A 14,229-nucleotide genomic window follows, 5' to 3' on the forward strand; every position below is an offset into this window, starting at 1 on the left:
AATCAACCTATCGAGTTCATGATGAGCCAACCCTGGAGCCCCGACAGCTGGCGCGCCCTGCCGATCCAGCAACAACCCCAGTACCCGGACGCTGCGCACTTGCTGCACGTGGAGCAAAGCCTGGCCAGCTACCCGCCACTGGTGTTTGCCGGGGAAGCCCGCGAATTGCGCCGCCAGTTTGCCGAAGTGACCCAGGGCCGCGCCTTCCTGTTGCAGGGTGGCGACTGCGCCGAGAGCTTTGCCGAGTTTTCTGCGGCAAAAATCCGCGACACCTTCAAGGTGCTGCTGCAGATGGCGATCGTGATGACCTTCGCCGCCGGTTGCCCGGTGGTCAAGGTCGGACGCATGGCCGGCCAGTTCGCCAAGCCGCGCTCGGCCAACGATGAAACCATCGACGGCGTCACCCTGCCCGCCTACCGTGGCGACATCGTCAACGGCATCGGCTTCGATGAAAAAAGCCGCGTGCCGGACCCGGACCGCCTGCTGCAGTCCTACCACCAGTCCACTGCCACCCTGAATTTGCTGCGTGCGTTTGCCCAGGGCGGGTTTGCCGACCTGCACCAGGTGCATAAGTGGAACCTGGACTTTATCGCCAACTCCGCGCTGGCCGAAAAATACAGCCAACTGGCCGACCGCATCGACGAAACCCTGGCGTTCATGCGTGCCTGCGGCATGGACAGCTCGCCGCAACTGCGCGAAACCAGCTTCTTCACCGCCCACGAAGCGCTGCTGCTGAACTATGAACAAGCCTTCGTGCGCCGCGACAGCCTGACCAATGACTATTACGACTGCTCGGCCCATATGCTCTGGATCGGTGACCGCACCCGTCAGCTGGACGGCGCCCATGTCGAGTTCCTGCGCGGGGTCAACAACCCGATCGGGGTCAAGGTCGGCCCAAGCATGAAGCCTGAGGACCTGATCCGCCTGATCGACATCCTCAACCCGGACAACGATCCAGGCCGCCTCAACCTGATCGCGCGCATGGGCGCCGGCAAGGTCGGCGACCACCTGCCCAACCTGATTCGTGCGGTACAGCGCGAGGGCAAACAGGTGCTGTGGAGTTCGGACCCGATGCACGGCAACACCATCAAGGCCAGCAGCGGCTACAAGACCCGCGACTTTGCGCAGATTCTTGGCGAGGTGAAGGAGTTCTTCCAGGTGCACCAGGCCGAGGGCAGCTATGCCGGCGGGATCCATATCGAGATGACCGGGCAGAACGTCACCGAATGCATCGGCGGCGCACGGCCGATTACCGAAGATGGTTTGTCGGACCGTTATCACACCCACTGTGACCCACGGATGAATGCCGACCAGTCGCTGGAATTGGCGTTTCTGATTGCCGAGACGTTGAAGCAAGTCAAACGCTGACTCATAGGCTTGTTGTGGCGAGCGGGCTTGCCCCGCGTTGGGTGGCGAAGCCACCCTGAAACCAGCCACCCCGTTCTTCCAGATATACCGAGGTGTTTGTGATGGGGCTGCTTCGCAGCCCAACGCGGGGCAAGCCCGCTCGCCACAAAAGCCCTCGACAACTCATATTTGCAACATCGCCACCCGAAGCCGCGCCGCACTCGGCCGCTGGCAGTTGAGCTGCACCTGCTCCAACCCCAGCCAGGCCGCCATCTGCCGCAGATTCAGGGCTAACGCCTGCATCCCTTCCTCATCCAGCCCCGGCTCCTCCTCATGCACCGCGTGCACCGCCAGGCGCCCATTGGCGCGCTCAGCGCGCAGGTCAACCCGTGCGGCGATCCGTTCGTTGTGCAAAAACGGCAACACGTAGTAGCCATACACCCGTTTGTGTTGCGGGGTGTAGATCTCCAGCCGGTAACGGAAGTCGAACAGGCGCTCGGTGCGGCTGCGCTCCCAGATCAATGAATCGAACGGCGAGAGCAAGGCGCTTGCTGGCAGTTTGCGCGGCACTTTGGGTTCAGGCAGGCAGTACGCCGGCTGTTTCCAGCCCTGCACCTGGCACACCTGCAACTGCCCATCCTCGACCAACTCGGCCAGGCGGCCACGGCTGTCGGCGGGGTCGAGGCGGAAATAGTCGCGCAGGTCTTTTTCGGCGGCGACACCCAATGCGGTCGCGCTGTGCAGCAGCAAGCCACGCTGAGCGTCGGCCTCGCTCACAGACGCTTGAAGAATGTCGGCAGGAATGACCCGTTCCGGTAAATCATAAAGCCGCTCAAAACCGCGCCGCCCCGCGACGGTGACCAGACCGGCAGCGAACAGCCATTCCAGCGCGTGTTTTTCCTCACTCCAATCCCACCAAGGGCCGGCACGCTCCTCGCGGGTCGACAAGCTGCCCGCGCCCAATGCGCCCTGCTGCTCGACGGTGTGCAGCACGCGCTCGATGGTGGCCTGCTGCTCACGCCCAAAACGCGCCATCTGCGAATAGATGCCCTGCCCCAACTTCGCCCGCTCCATGCGCCAGCGCATCAACGGGTACAGCGCCATGGGCAGCAAAGAGGCCTCATGGCCCCAGTACTCAAACAACGAGCGGCGCCGGCCCTGGCTCCAGGCAGCGTGTTCAAGGATCAACGGGGAGTAATGGCCCAGGCGCGAAAACAGCGGCAGGTAATGGGAACGCACCACGGCGTTGACCGAATCGATCTGCAATACACCCAACCGCTCAATCAAACGGTTGAGGTGCGCAGCCTTGATCAAGGCCGGCGCCTGGCGCCCGGAAAAACCCTGGGCCGCCAGCGCCATGCGGCGTGCTTGCTTGAGGGAAAAGGACAGGTCGACGGGCATGGTTCTCTCCGTATGAGCTCGCCGACCACCCTACTGCATCCCGGGTCATTTTCGCAGCGGGTCTTGCCAGAAATGCAGGTGACGCTCCTGCTCGACATCGCCGCGATTGAGCCCGATGTCCTTGAGCGCTTCATCGCTCAAGCTTGCCAGGGCATGGCGCTCTTCATGCAGCGCCTGCCAGCGGGCGACCGTGCGCAACAGCCCGGAAAACGGGCGTTTGCCCAGCAACACAAAACCTTTCTGACCTTTCATCTTCTCGCCCTCCAGTGGGGATGGCGCAAGTGTGTGCCTGGCCTTATGATCAATCCAACGAATGTTTCTTATGCAATACATCTCGGAGATTGATCAATTGTCCGGCTACCCAAGCATCGACACCGACGTGCTGCGCACCTTCGTCGCCATTGCCGACCAGGGCGGCTTTACCCGCGCCGGCGAGTCGGTCAACCGCACACAATCGGCAGTGAGCATGCAGATGAAGCGGCTGGAAGAAGACGTGCTGCAACGCAAGCTGTTCGAGCGCGATGGCCGACAAGTCAGGCTCACGCCGGAAGGCGAGGTATTACTGGGTTATGCACGGCGCATCCTGAAACTGCACAGTGAAGTGTTCAACACCCTGCGCGAGCCGCATATGGTGGGATTGGTGCGCATCGGCACGCCGGATGACTACGTGATGCGCTTTCTGCCAGGCATTCTCAAACAGTTTTCCAAGGCTTACCCGCTGATCCAGATCGAGATGCACTGTGAGTCGTCATCGGTGTTGATGCAGCGCAGAGACTTGGCGCTGACGGTCATCAGCCGTGAACCCGGCAAGGAAATCGGCGAGTTGTTGCGCACCGAGCGCATGGTGTGGGCGGCCGCGCCGTGCTTCTGCGTGGACGAGCACGAGGCACTGCCCCTGGCCGGTTCCGGTACTGACTGCCTTTACTACCAGTGGACCCGTGCAGCGCTGGATGCGGCCGGGCGTGATTATCGCATGGCCTACCACAGCTCTAATGTGGCGGCGATCCAGGCGGTGGTTAACGCGGGCCTGGCCGTGATGGTGTGCATGGAAAGCCTGGTGACCGACGACTTGCGAATCCTGAGCAGCGACGAAGGCTTCCCGCCACTGCCCTCGATGAACCTGCACTTGTTACGCAACCCGGCAATGACATCGCCGATCACCGAATGCCTGGCGGACTACATCGTCGAAGGCTTCAGACTTTAAAGGTCAACATCACCGCACACACGGCCAGGAAGGCGCAGAACAGCCCGCGCAACACACGCTCGGGCAGTGCATGGGCGACTTTCACGCCCCAACTGATGCTGAGCAGGCCGCCCACCGCCAACGGCACGCCGATCATCCAGTCCACCTCATGGTGCCAGGCGTAGGTGACCAGCGTCACGCTGGTGCTGGGCAATGCCAGGGCCAGTGACAGGCCTTGCGCAACCACTTGGGTGGTGCCGAACAGACTGGTCAGCACCGGCGTGGCAACCACCGCGCCGCCCACGCCGAACAAGCCGCCCATTGAACCGGACGCGGCACCCAGCACGCCAAGCCATGGCCAGGAATAACGCATTTGCGCGGTCGGCGGCGCGTTGCGGGTGAACAGGCGCAGCAGGTTGTACGCCGCCAGCGTCAGCAAGAACGCGATGAAGCCGATGCGCATGGCCCCGGCGTCCAGGCCCACCGCCCAGATCGAACCCAGCCAGGCAAAGCTGAAGCCCATCACCCCCAGCGGCAACGCGTGGCGCAATTCAATCCGGTTACGCTGGTGGTAACGCCACAAGGCCAGCATCACGTTGGGCACAACCATCACCAAGGCTGTGCCTTGGGCAATCTGTTGATCCAGGCCAAACAACACGCCGAGCACCGGAATTGCAATAAGCCCGCCACCAATGCCAAACAAGCCGCCGACCGTGCCGAGCGCCGCGCCCAATACCAGATACATCGCCAAATCCATCACCGCTCACCACTCCAGATGCCCAGGCCTTGCATGCTACGCAGTCGGCTCTAGCGCGGAAACGCACAGCAACGCACAATGGCTGTGCCAATCTCGCATAAGCACACACCCATGAACCCCAACACTCTGACCGAGCAACTGAGTCTGTTTCTGGATGTATTGGAGGCCGGCAGCTTTTCCGCCGCCGCGCGCCTCCATCCACTGACACCTTCGGCGGTGGCGCGGCGCATCGACAGCCTGGAAAGCTCGGTGGGCAGCCGCCTGTTCCAGCGCAGCACCCATGCGGTAGTGCCCACGCCGGCGGGCCTGGCCTTCGCCGAGCGGGCGCGTCGGATCGTCAGCGAATTGCAACTGGCCCGCGCCGAAGCCGTGTCCCTGAGCCATGCGCCGGAAGGCTTGATCCGGGTGGACGCCCCCGCCGCCTTTGGTCGACGGCACTTGGCGCCGGTGATTGCCGACTTTTTGAATGTGTACCCTGGTCTCGATGTGCACCTGCACTTGATCGACAGCTTTGTCGATATGCAGGGTGCGCACCTGGGCAAAGTCGATTTGGTGCTGCGCGCCGGGCATATCGTTGACACGCGCCTGGTGGCCACGCCCCTGGCGAGCATTGTGCGTATCGCCTGCGCCAGCCCGGCGTACCTCAAAAGCCATGGCACGCCCAGCCACCCACGCGAGCTGAGCGAGCACGATGGCCTTGACTGGGACGGCCTGGCGCCGATGTTCGCGTGGCGCTTCGAACTGGATGGGCGCCGCACCCTCTGCCGGCCGCGGCGTATCCGCATGAGCGCCAACAATGCCGAAGCCCTGCTGTCTGGTGCCCTGGCCGGGCTGGGCATTGCCCACCTGCCCACGTGGCTGGCCAGCGAATACCTGGTGCGCGGCGAGCTGCTGCCGCTGTTTTGCGAAAACGGACTGCCCAGCCCGGAAACCGCCGGTATCTATGCGTTGCGCCTGGAACAGCAACCCAATGCGCGCAGCCGCTTGCTGCTGGAATACCTCAAATCACGTTTCAGCCCCGTGCCGCCATGGGATCTGGCGCTGCAAAGCGGCCTGGTCTGACCGATGCGCCAGAATTATCTGGCGCATTAAAGGTTTGCCCGCTAGATTCCTGGACAGGCACGCTTTTTAAGGCATCACCATGAGTAAAAATCCCAACCCGTGCGAAAACCTGATGCTGGATAACCAGCTGTGTTTCGCCCTGCACTCCACGTCGTTGCTGATGACCAAAGTCTACAAGCCGCTGCTGCAGGCCCTCGGCCTGACGTACCCGCAGTACCTGGCCATGATGGTGCTGTGGGAAGAGGACGGCTTGACCGTCGGCGAAATCAGCCACCGCCTGCTCACCGACCCAGGCTCCCTCACACCATTGCTCAAGCGCCTGGAAGCCGAAGGCCTGCTCAGTCGCACCCGCAAGCGCGAAGATGAACGGGTGGTGGTGGTGGAATTGACCGAAGCGGGACGTGCCTTGCAGGAAAAGGCGATGGGGATTCCGCAGTGCATTCTGGGGGCGAGCGGTATGCAGCTTGAGCAGTTGCGCAAGCTGCAGGCGGATCTGATTGCGTTGCGTAGTCATTTGCAGGGCGCTGTCTAAAGGCAACATCGCATAAAAATGTGGGAGCGGGCTTGCTCGCGAATGCGGTGTATCAGTCGCCAGATGTGCTGACTGACACACCGCATTCGCGAGCAAGCCCGCTCCCACACTGGTTTTTTGTGAAGCCAAAACATTTTGTAAATTTATCTTGCGCACTAAATATTAGCGCTATATATTCACCTCACCAACTACTTAGCGCACAAACATTTAGTGCTAAAAACCCAAGAGGACGACACCATGCAAACGCTCTATACCGCAGTAGCCACCGCCACCGGCGGCCGTGATGGTCGCGCTGTTTCCAGCGACAACATCCTCGACGTCAAGCTCTCCACGCCCAAAGAGCTGGGCGGCGCCGGCGGCCAGGCCACCAACCCGGAACAACTGTTTGCCGCCGGCTACTCGGCCTGCTTTATCGGCGCGCTGAAATTCGTCGCCAGCCAGACAAAACGCAAAATCCCGGATGACGCTTCGATCACTGCCCACGTCGGCATCGGTCAAATCCCCGGCGGTTTCGGCCTGGATATCGACCTGCACATCAGCCTGCCGGGCCTGGCACAAGACGAGGCGCAAAGCCTGGTCGACGCCGCGCACCAGGTCTGCCCGTACTCCAACGCTACCCGTGGCAACGTCGATGTGCGCCTGCACGTGACGGTCTGATTAACAGACGCGCACAAAAAAGCCCGACGCCAGGTCGGGCTTTTTGTGTCGTACGGTTTGGCCAGAATTACTTCTTGGCGCGACCTTTGTACGAACCACCTTCACGGGTGTCGATCTCGATCAGGTCGTCGATTTCGATGAAATCAGCAACCTGCAGCTCGGTACCGTTAGCCAGTTTGGCAGGCTTCATCACCTTGCCCGAAGTGTCGCCGCGAGCGGAACCTTCGGTGTAGGCAACTTTACGCACGATGGTGGTCGGCAGCTCTACGGAAACCAGACGGTCTTCGAAGAAGATCGCTTCGCAGACGTCTTCCATGCCTTCTTCCACGAACGGCAGAACAGCTTCGATATCTTCAGCGTTCAGCTCGTACATGGTGTAGTCGGTGGTGTCCATGAACGTGTAGGTGTCGCCGCTGATGAAGGACAGGGTCGCTTCTTTGCGGTCGAGGATCACGTCGTCCAGTTTGTCATCGGCGCTGTAAACGATCTCGGTCTTGTAACCGGTCAGCAGGTTCTTCAGCTTGGTCTTCATGATTGCGCTGTTACGACCAGACTTGGTGAACTCAGCTTTCTGAACCAGCCAAGGGTCGTTTTCGAGACGGATCACTGTACCGGGTTTCAGTTCTTTACCAGTTTTCATTGCATATATCCGAAATTTGGATGGGATTTACAAAATTCAAGGTGGCGTATCATATCCAACTTTCATAAAACTGTACCAGCGCCGTCGCAAGATCGGCCTGCAAGCCTTGTTCCAGACACCAGGTTTGCGCGTGCAGGTGTACCTGCGGCCAGTGTTCCATGAGCATTTTCCACGCTTGTGCCATATCGCCATCAGCGTTCCACGCTTGCCACAGGGTCACCACAGCGACCTTGGCGGCGGGCGACAACGCGGCGGTGTACAGCGCCAGAAAGGCGTCGAGCTTGTCCAGGTGGATGTCTTCGTCCTGGCGGTAGATGTGCCACAGCAACGGCCGCCCCGCCCATTGGGCACGCACGAACGAGTCTTCGCCGCGCACGGCGTTGAAGTCGCAGCACCACAGCAGGCGGTCATATTGTTCCTGGCGCACGAACGGCAGCACCTGCACGGTCAGCGCCTCGCGTTGATGCACATCGCCCACCGCCAGCGCCTCGACACCGAGCCAGCGCTGCACGTCGCCGAGGATGCGGCCTTCCGGCACCAACAGATGAGTGGCATGCCCATCCGTCGCCAACACGTCCAGCCAGCTGGCGAGCCCGGCATTTTCATAGGCAAACAACGACATCAGCCGCGCACCGGCTGCCGGAACGACGCCTATGGACTGTAGGAATTGTTGTTGTGCTGCGCCGTCTTGCTGAAATGCCTGACGCTGCTCCAACAACCCGCCTTCACGCAAAAGCCCGCCCGTGCCCGGACGAAACCCCGGAAAGAAGAAGTACTTCTGCACGCCCTTGAACTTCACCGACGGCAGGCGGTGGCAACCCACCACCCAATCTTCGGCGCTGAGGTAATCCAGGTTCATCCACAACGGCGTGCGTTCGCACGCGGCCATGGCTTCCATATAATCGGGCGGCAACTGGCAAGCGAAGGCGGCGATCACCACGTCGGCAGGTTGCGTCTGCGGCCAGTCGGCCGGCCAGTGGCGCACTTCAACGCCCTCCTGCCATTGCTGATCGAGCTGCACATCGATTTCGGGGCACATGCGCTCGAAGGCGCGCAGGTCGTCGACCCACAAGCGCACTTCGCACCCGTGCTCCACCACCAACTGCCGGGCCAGGCGCCAGGTCACGCCGATGTCGCCGTAGTTGTCGACGACGCTGCAAAAAATATCCCAGCGGGCTTTCATTCCGGGCTCCAACCTTCAAAGGCTCGATTGTCCGCATAAATGCACCGATGCAGAAGGCTTGTTCGCGATTATTCTGCACAGTGGCTGTGCGACAATCGCCGCTCTGTCGTCAATGCTTGCCAGGAGGCCATCATGTCTGAACGTCCGTTGTCGCTGTTCAAGCTCAGTGCTGCCGTGGCTTTTGGCCTGTGGCTGGGGTTTATCGCCATTGTGCTGACCGCCTGGCTGGCCTCGCGCTATCTGTTCCCGCAAAGCCTCGCACCCGTGGCTCAAGCGGTTCAACAAGCCGTTCAACAAATGGGCAAACCGGCCGCTGTGGCGCCGGAGCCGCCCAACCGAATGTTTGAGCAGTACACCGAGAACCTGCGCAAGCAGGAACAGCAACAAACCCTGGACCAGGCGCGCAACAATGCGCGCAACCTGTCCAACCCCAAATGCCAGTTCTGGCTGCAACAAGACCAGAACGCGCCCAATGAAAAGAGCAAGGCGAATGTCCTGCAATTTTGCGAATGACCCAGCACACCCATGAATAAACATGCCGTTCACCAGTTGATTCTGGAAAAACTCAGCGTCGACCTCGACATCGCTCAGCGTGCCGCACAGACCGCCTACGAAACCGCGACCCACGAAGAAAACATCGCGGAGAACAAGTACGACACCTTGGGGCTGGAAGCTTCCTACCTCGCGGCCGGGCAAGCCAAACGCGTCGAAGAGATCAAGCAAGCGCTGGCGTTGTGCCAGAACCTGCAACTACGCGCCTACGATGATCAACGCGGGATAGAGGTCGGCACGCTACTGGGCCTGGAGGACGAGAACAGCCGCCAGCAGTGGCTGTTCCTGGCGCCGGATGCGGCAGGCTTGAAAGTCGATGTGGTGGGCCAGCCGGTGACCGTCATCACCCCGCGCTCGCCTCTGGGCAAAAGCCTGCTGGGCAAGTTCGAGGGTGATGAGGTGGAGATTCTGGTGGCGGGCGCCCGGCAACACTTTACGGTTACCGAGGCCAAATAAACCACTCCTGCAATAACCAATATCAGTGTACGGGCAATTCAACCCCGTCAAACAGCTCTTCCAGTTCCTGCTTGTTATGGCACTGGATGGCCTTGGCCATGACTTCACGGGTCAGGTGCGGCGCAAACTTCTCGATGAAGTCGCACATGAAACCCCGCAGGAAGGTGCCACGGCGGAAGCCGATCTTGGTCACGCTGGACTCGAACAGCTCGCTGGCGTCGAGTACCACCAGGTCTTTATCGAGGTTGGTGTCGACCGCCATCTTGGCGACGATGCCCACGCCCAGGCCCAGGCGTACGTAGGTCTTGATCACGTCGGCGTCGGCGGCGGTGAACACCACTTTCGGCGTGAGGCCGCGATGGCTGAAGGCTTCGTCGAGCTTGGAACGGCCGGTAAAACCGAATACGTAAGTGACGATCGGGTATTCAGCCAGGGCTTCGAGGGTCAGTTTCGGCAGCTTGGCCAACGGGTGGCCCTGGGGCACGACCACGCAACGGTTCCAGCGGTAGCACGGCATCATCACCAGGTCGCCGAACAGCTCAAGGGCTTCGGTGGCGATGGCAAAATCGACTGTGCCGTCAGCGGCCATCTCGGCGATCTGCATCGGCGAACCCTGGTGCATGTGCAGGGCCACATCGGGATATTGTTTGATGAAATCACGGATCACCGGCGGCAAGGCATAACGCGCCTGGGTGTGGGTGGTGGCGATAGACAGGGTGCCTTTCTTCTCGTTGGAGAATTCCTGGGCGATCTGCTTGATGCTTTCGACTTTGCGCAGGATCTCGCCGGCGGTGGTGATGATGCGCTCACCGGCCGGGGTGACTCGGGTCAGGTGCTTGCCGCTGCGCGCGAACACTTCGACGCCCAGCTCGTCTTCGAGCAGGCGGATCTGCTTGCTGATACCCGGTTGCGAGGTGTAAAGGCTTTGAGCGGTAGCGGAAACGTTGAGGTCGTGGTGCGCCACTTCCCAGATGTAGCGCAGTTGTTGAAGCTTCATATATGTCCCTCAAAGCGGATAGACGCCACGGGTATCAGCGACGGTATATAACTATATTAAAGGTCAGACAGATAAATCTAGAACTTTTTATCGTTTTTACCAATCACGCGTCATCACTGCGTCGACGCTGCAGCGACGGCACCATGTAAACCGGCACTGTGGCCAGTTGCAGCACCCGCGCCGCCGTGCGCCCAAGGGGTGTGGCGGCCGCAGTTGCGTGGCTATGACTACCTACGATCAACAGGTCCACGGAAAGTTTACGCAGCTGGTCGAGAATCACCTCGCACGGGTCCCCCTGGATCACGCGCACCGAGCGAATCAACTGCAGGTCTTGCTCGCCCTCCCCCAACTCCTCGCGGAAACTGTCGAGCACCCGTTGCTCGATGGTCGCCATCACCGTGTTCAGGCCCTGGCTCTGCCATTCACTCAGGGCCTTCTCATCAAGGTAGCTTTGCAACACCGATTCGGCGAACAACCCGATCGGCTCAACCACATGGATCACATACAAATCCGCCTTGAACGTTCGGGCCAGCGCCAGCGCATGTTGCATGACATACGGCGCATACAGACCGAGGTCCGTGGCATACAGCATCGAACGAATCATAGAACCTCCTGGACTGCCAGGATGGCGGGGATTGATTGAGCTTAGCAGCTAGTGCTCGCTCTGGATTTTCAACTCATTGCTGATGCCATGGGGCACATGGCCGGTGGTCACCACCTCCCTGGCTTTCTCACAATGACCGGCCTGGTCATCAAAAAACACATCGGCGGCGAACGCTTCCAAAAACGCGGATTTCTCCAGGCCGCCAAGGAACAGCGACTCATCCAGGCGGATGTCCCATTCGCGCAAGGTGCGAATCACCCGCTCATGGGACGGCGCCGAACGCGCAGTGACCAGGGCGGTGCGGATCGGGCAGGCGTCGTCCGCAAACTCGCGCTGCAACAGGTTGAGCGCTGCCAGGAAGCCCTTGAACGGGCCGCCGTGCAAAGGCTCGCGTGCCGACTCGCGCTCACTGGCATGAAACGCCGCTATCCCACCGGTTTGATACACCCGCTCGGATTCATCGGAAAACAGTACCGCATCGCCGTCAAATGCAATGCGCAGTTCTTCACTCGATGCCCGGCGTGCGCCGCCCGACAAAATCGTCGCCGCAGCGAAACCTGCGTCCAGGGCGCTGCGCACATCTTCAGCATGGGTGGATAGAAACAGATGGCAACCAAACGCGGCCAAATAAGGATAGGGACTACGCCCACCGACGAAAGCGGCGCGGGAAATATCCAGCTCGTAATGCTGGATCGAATTGAACACGCGCAAACCGGTGTCGGCGCTGTTGCGTGACACCAACACCACTTCGACGCGGGCACGCCCGAGGCTGGCGTTGAGGCTCAGGAGCTTCTTGACCAACGGGAAGGCGTCGCCGGGTTCGAGGGTTTCTTCCTCGTGTTCGATCTGGTATTTGCGATACGCCTCCACCCCTTCGGTCAGGTAGACCTTGTGGCTGTCGCTCAGGTCGAACAGTGCCCGCGACGAAATCGCCAGCACCAGTTTGTCGCCCAATCCTTTCGCCATGGTATTTCTCCCCGAATCAGCGGTTGCGCCGATCAATAAAACTCAAGGCCTGGTAGAGCGCCTGCATGCGTGGCAATTCGCAGCCCGCCGCTTTGGCAGCGGCCAATGGCCGAGCGTAGATCGCTGCCAGTTCCAGTGGGCGTTTGTGCACGTGGTCGTGGTACATGCTGGGCAGGTAGTCAGCCATAGTGTCGGTCATGGTGAGCATTTGCTCGACGTAACTGTCGGGAATTTCATGGCCGCAGGCATGGGCGCCCTTCACCACTTCAGTCATCAGGGCCTGGATCAGTTCGCGGCTGGACTCATCGGCCATCATCGCGCTGGTGCCGGTGCCCAGCAACACCGAGAGGCCATTGAACGGCACATTCCAGACCAACTTATGCCACCGCGCCTGGTGCACATTGGCCATGGCCTGGGACTCGATGCCGGCCTGATGAAACAGCGCGGCGCCCTCCTCGACAATGGCTTTCTGCTGCGCCTCATCATCGGCCGCCGTGCCACTGTGGTAGCCAAGATTCACGCGGCCCAGCGCCTGATGCTCGACGACACCCGGCCCGGAACGATGCACGCCGATGTAACACAGGCCGCCCAACAGGTGCAGCGACGCTGGCAGGTGTTCGCGCAGGCTGTCTTCGACGTCGAGGCCGTTTTGCAGGAGTACCACCTTGGCGCCCGGTGCGGCAACCTGGGCAAGGGTCGGGGCCAGCTCCACGTTGCCGGTGGATTTGGTGCCGACCAGCAGCCAATCGCAGGCCGGCATATCGGCCGCCTGGGCATAGGCCTGCACCGGGTGCAGGTGCAGCTTGCCGTGCAAGGTACTGTTGAGGTGCAGGCCGTGCTCGGCGACCGCCGCGTATTCGCTGCGCAACAGAAAGTGCACATCGAACCCGGCACGCGCCAGCATCAGGCCGTAGAAACCACCGATGGCACCGGTGCCGATAATGCCGATGCGGGGCGACTGGGGGGTCATGGCAGATCCTCTGGAGTACGGGTAAGTGCTTGATTAATCGCGTCCGCAAGCTCGGGCTGGGTAAGACGCGTGTGTAATTGCCCAAGGAATTGACCCTCGCACACGAGGAACAACGCAGGCAAATGAAAGATCTGGTAGCGTTCGACCGCACCGCCGTTGTGCCCGGCATCCACCCAGCACACGCGCTCAACCGGCAACGTCCAGCCGGGCAGTTGCTGGCGTGCCCAACGGCAACTGGAACAGCCTGCGCTGGTAAACACCAGCAGCGAAATACCTGGCAATCCCAGCAATTGCTGGTCAATATCCAGGTCGGTCAATTCCAGTTCCTTCACTATACTGCTGCCACTGCCGTCAATTGGACGGTGCTCGGAGTCCGTGTACATGGGTCGTTTTTTACCTCACCCTGATGATGTCGCTGTCGAGTTAATCCAACGTCCCGCCCCCGCTATTCCCCGCCAACGCCTGCACACTATCGGCCTGGGCGGCGTCGCCTGCAATTGCCCGCGTGCCTGGCGCCAGGGCACGGCGGTTGATCTGCGTATCCCGTCCCTGGGCGCCAGCGCCCGTTATCCGGGCTATGTAGCCTGGTGTCGCAAAGTCGAAAATGGCTACCGTATCGGCATTTCCTTTACCGATGAACATGCCTTGTTCGGTGCGCGCATGGGCGAGCAAGTGTGCCAGATCGAACGCTACTGCCGCCTGCACGAAGACGCCGAGCCAACCCCTGCCCAGCTCGAGACCATGGCCCGTGAGTGGGTTTCGCGTCATGCCGGTGAGTTCGCCCACGACACCTTTGTGGCGCCGGTGCTGGATTAAAGCCGGCTTTGCCCATTGTCGCGGCCCCGTGTTACGCGCTAAGGTTCCTCCCCCCTGCATTCAAATCATGCTGTGCCCGCCGCACGGGGATAGCTGGCGGCCGGCA

At 60.9% G+C, this 14,229-nt stretch carries 18 protein-coding genes; 8 read left to right on the forward strand and 10 right to left on the reverse strand.

The annotated features are described in order from the left end of the window. Nucleotides 1-21: 21 nt before the first annotated feature. Nucleotides 22-1,368 (forward strand): class II 3-deoxy-7-phosphoheptulonate synthase, encoded by a 1,347-nt coding sequence (locus tag BLV67_RS07970; RefSeq protein WP_058422845.1) that lies wholly within the window; start codon nt 22-24, stop codon nt 1,366-1,368. A 162-nt stretch (nt 1,369-1,530) separates the two neighbouring features. Here BLV67_RS07970 and BLV67_RS07975 read toward each other — a convergent pair whose 3' ends face one another. Together BLV67_RS07975 and BLV67_RS07980 are read right to left on the reverse strand one after the other, a co-directional pair. After that, nucleotides 1,531-2,748 carry a winged helix-turn-helix domain-containing protein gene (locus BLV67_RS07975; RefSeq protein WP_069788699.1) on the reverse strand — a complete coding sequence of 406 codons (1,218 nt, stop codon included), beginning with the start codon at nt 2,746-2,748 and terminating at the stop codon, nt 1,531-1,533. A 45-nt stretch (nt 2,749-2,793) separates the two neighbouring features. After that, a complete protein-coding gene (locus tag BLV67_RS07980) occupies nt 2,794-3,000 on the reverse strand; it encodes a DUF1127 domain-containing protein (protein ID WP_069788698.1) in 207 nt (68 codons plus the stop codon). Nucleotides 3,001-3,070: 70 nt separating this feature from the next. On the opposite strand from BLV67_RS07980, the gene BLV67_RS07985 reads away from it, so the two are divergent. Then, a complete protein-coding gene (locus tag BLV67_RS07985) occupies nt 3,071-3,952 on the forward strand; it encodes a LysR family transcriptional regulator (RefSeq protein ID WP_065929736.1) in 882 nt (293 codons plus the stop codon). On the opposite strand, the gene BLV67_RS07990 is transcribed toward BLV67_RS07985, so the two are convergent. Then, nucleotides 3,942-4,691 carry a sulfite exporter TauE/SafE family protein gene (locus BLV67_RS07990; protein ID WP_065929730.1) on the reverse strand — a complete coding sequence of 250 codons (750 nt, stop codon included), beginning with the start codon at nt 4,689-4,691 and terminating at the stop codon, nt 3,942-3,944. The two genes, BLV67_RS07985 and BLV67_RS07990, sit on opposite strands and share 11 nt — an antisense overlap. A gap of 108 nt (nt 4,692-4,799) precedes the next feature. Here BLV67_RS07990 and BLV67_RS07995 point away from each other — a divergent pair, with 108 nt between their 5' ends. The 3 genes from BLV67_RS07995 to BLV67_RS08005 all read left to right on the forward strand — a co-directional run bounded on the left by BLV67_RS07995 (nt 4,800) and on the right by BLV67_RS08005 (nt 6,939). After that, the gene (locus BLV67_RS07995; protein WP_069788697.1) at nt 4,800-5,750 is read left to right on the forward strand and encodes a LysR family transcriptional regulator; all 951 of its coding nucleotides are present in this window, start codon (nt 4,800-4,802) and stop codon (nt 5,748-5,750) included. Between the two features lie 79 nt (nt 5,751-5,829). After that, entirely contained in the window at nt 5,830-6,282 is a 453-nt protein-coding gene (locus BLV67_RS08000; RefSeq protein ID WP_065929728.1) for a MarR family winged helix-turn-helix transcriptional regulator, read from the forward strand. Between the two features lie 237 nt (nt 6,283-6,519). Then, nucleotides 6,520-6,939, forward strand: a complete 420-nt coding sequence (locus BLV67_RS08005; protein WP_056857183.1) for an organic hydroperoxide resistance protein — start codon at nt 6,520-6,522, stop codon at nt 6,937-6,939. A 67-nt stretch (nt 6,940-7,006) separates the two neighbouring features. Here BLV67_RS08005 and BLV67_RS08010 read toward each other — a convergent pair whose 3' ends face one another. Then, nucleotides 7,007-7,579 carry an elongation factor P gene (locus BLV67_RS08010; RefSeq protein WP_003218698.1) on the reverse strand — a complete coding sequence of 191 codons (573 nt, stop codon included), beginning with the start codon at nt 7,577-7,579 and terminating at the stop codon, nt 7,007-7,009. Between the two features lie 49 nt (nt 7,580-7,628). After that, nucleotides 7,629-8,762, reverse strand: a complete 1,134-nt coding sequence (gene earP, locus BLV67_RS08015; protein ID WP_069788696.1) for an elongation factor P maturation arginine rhamnosyltransferase EarP — start codon at nt 8,760-8,762, stop codon at nt 7,629-7,631. A 132-nt stretch (nt 8,763-8,894) separates the two neighbouring features. Here earP and BLV67_RS08020 point away from each other — a divergent pair, with 132 nt between their 5' ends. Both BLV67_RS08020 and BLV67_RS08025 read left to right on the forward strand, forming a co-directional pair. Beyond that, nucleotides 8,895-9,275, forward strand: a complete 381-nt coding sequence (locus BLV67_RS08020) for a hypothetical protein (protein WP_069788695.1) — start codon at nt 8,895-8,897, stop codon at nt 9,273-9,275. A 12-nt stretch (nt 9,276-9,287) separates the two neighbouring features. After that, a complete protein-coding gene (locus BLV67_RS08025; protein WP_069788694.1) occupies nt 9,288-9,770 on the forward strand; it encodes a GreA/GreB family elongation factor in 483 nt (160 codons plus the stop codon). A 22-nt stretch (nt 9,771-9,792) separates the two neighbouring features. Here BLV67_RS08025 and cysB read toward each other — a convergent pair whose 3' ends face one another. The 5 genes from cysB to BLV67_RS08050 form a co-directional block, all read right to left on the reverse strand. Further along, a complete protein-coding gene (gene cysB, locus BLV67_RS08030; protein ID WP_003189876.1) occupies nt 9,793-10,767 on the reverse strand; it encodes an HTH-type transcriptional regulator CysB in 975 nt (324 codons plus the stop codon). 103 nt (nt 10,768-10,870) lie between these two features. Beyond that, nucleotides 10,871-11,371, reverse strand: coding sequence for a universal stress protein (locus tag BLV67_RS08035; RefSeq protein ID WP_065929725.1), 501 nt, complete (start codon nt 11,369-11,371; stop codon nt 10,871-10,873). A gap of 48 nt (nt 11,372-11,419) precedes the next feature. After that, nucleotides 11,420-12,337 carry a 5'-nucleotidase gene (locus tag BLV67_RS08040; RefSeq protein WP_065929724.1) on the reverse strand — a complete coding sequence of 306 codons (918 nt, stop codon included), beginning with the start codon at nt 12,335-12,337 and terminating at the stop codon, nt 11,420-11,422. A 16-nt stretch (nt 12,338-12,353) separates the two neighbouring features. Then, entirely contained in the window at nt 12,354-13,307 is a 954-nt protein-coding gene (locus tag BLV67_RS08045) for a putative 2-dehydropantoate 2-reductase (RefSeq protein ID WP_069788693.1), read from the reverse strand. Then, nucleotides 13,304-13,690: a thioredoxin family protein gene (locus BLV67_RS08050; protein ID WP_058422835.1), complete on the reverse strand. Its 387-nt coding sequence runs from the start codon at nt 13,688-13,690 to the stop codon at nt 13,304-13,306. The genes BLV67_RS08045 and BLV67_RS08050 overlap by 4 nt, the downstream gene beginning before the upstream one ends. On the opposite strand from BLV67_RS08050, the gene BLV67_RS08055 reads away from it, so the two are divergent. Then, nucleotides 13,689-14,123, forward strand: coding sequence for a PilZ domain-containing protein (locus BLV67_RS08055; protein WP_065929722.1), 435 nt, complete (start codon nt 13,689-13,691; stop codon nt 14,121-14,123). The genes BLV67_RS08050 and BLV67_RS08055 overlap by 2 nt on opposite strands. The last annotated feature ends 106 nt before the right edge of the window (nt 14,124-14,229 follow it).

Source organism: Pseudomonas salomonii, from assembly GCF_900107155.1.
Classification (GTDB): domain Bacteria; phylum Pseudomonadota; class Gammaproteobacteria; order Pseudomonadales; family Pseudomonadaceae; genus Aquipseudomonas; species Aquipseudomonas salomonii.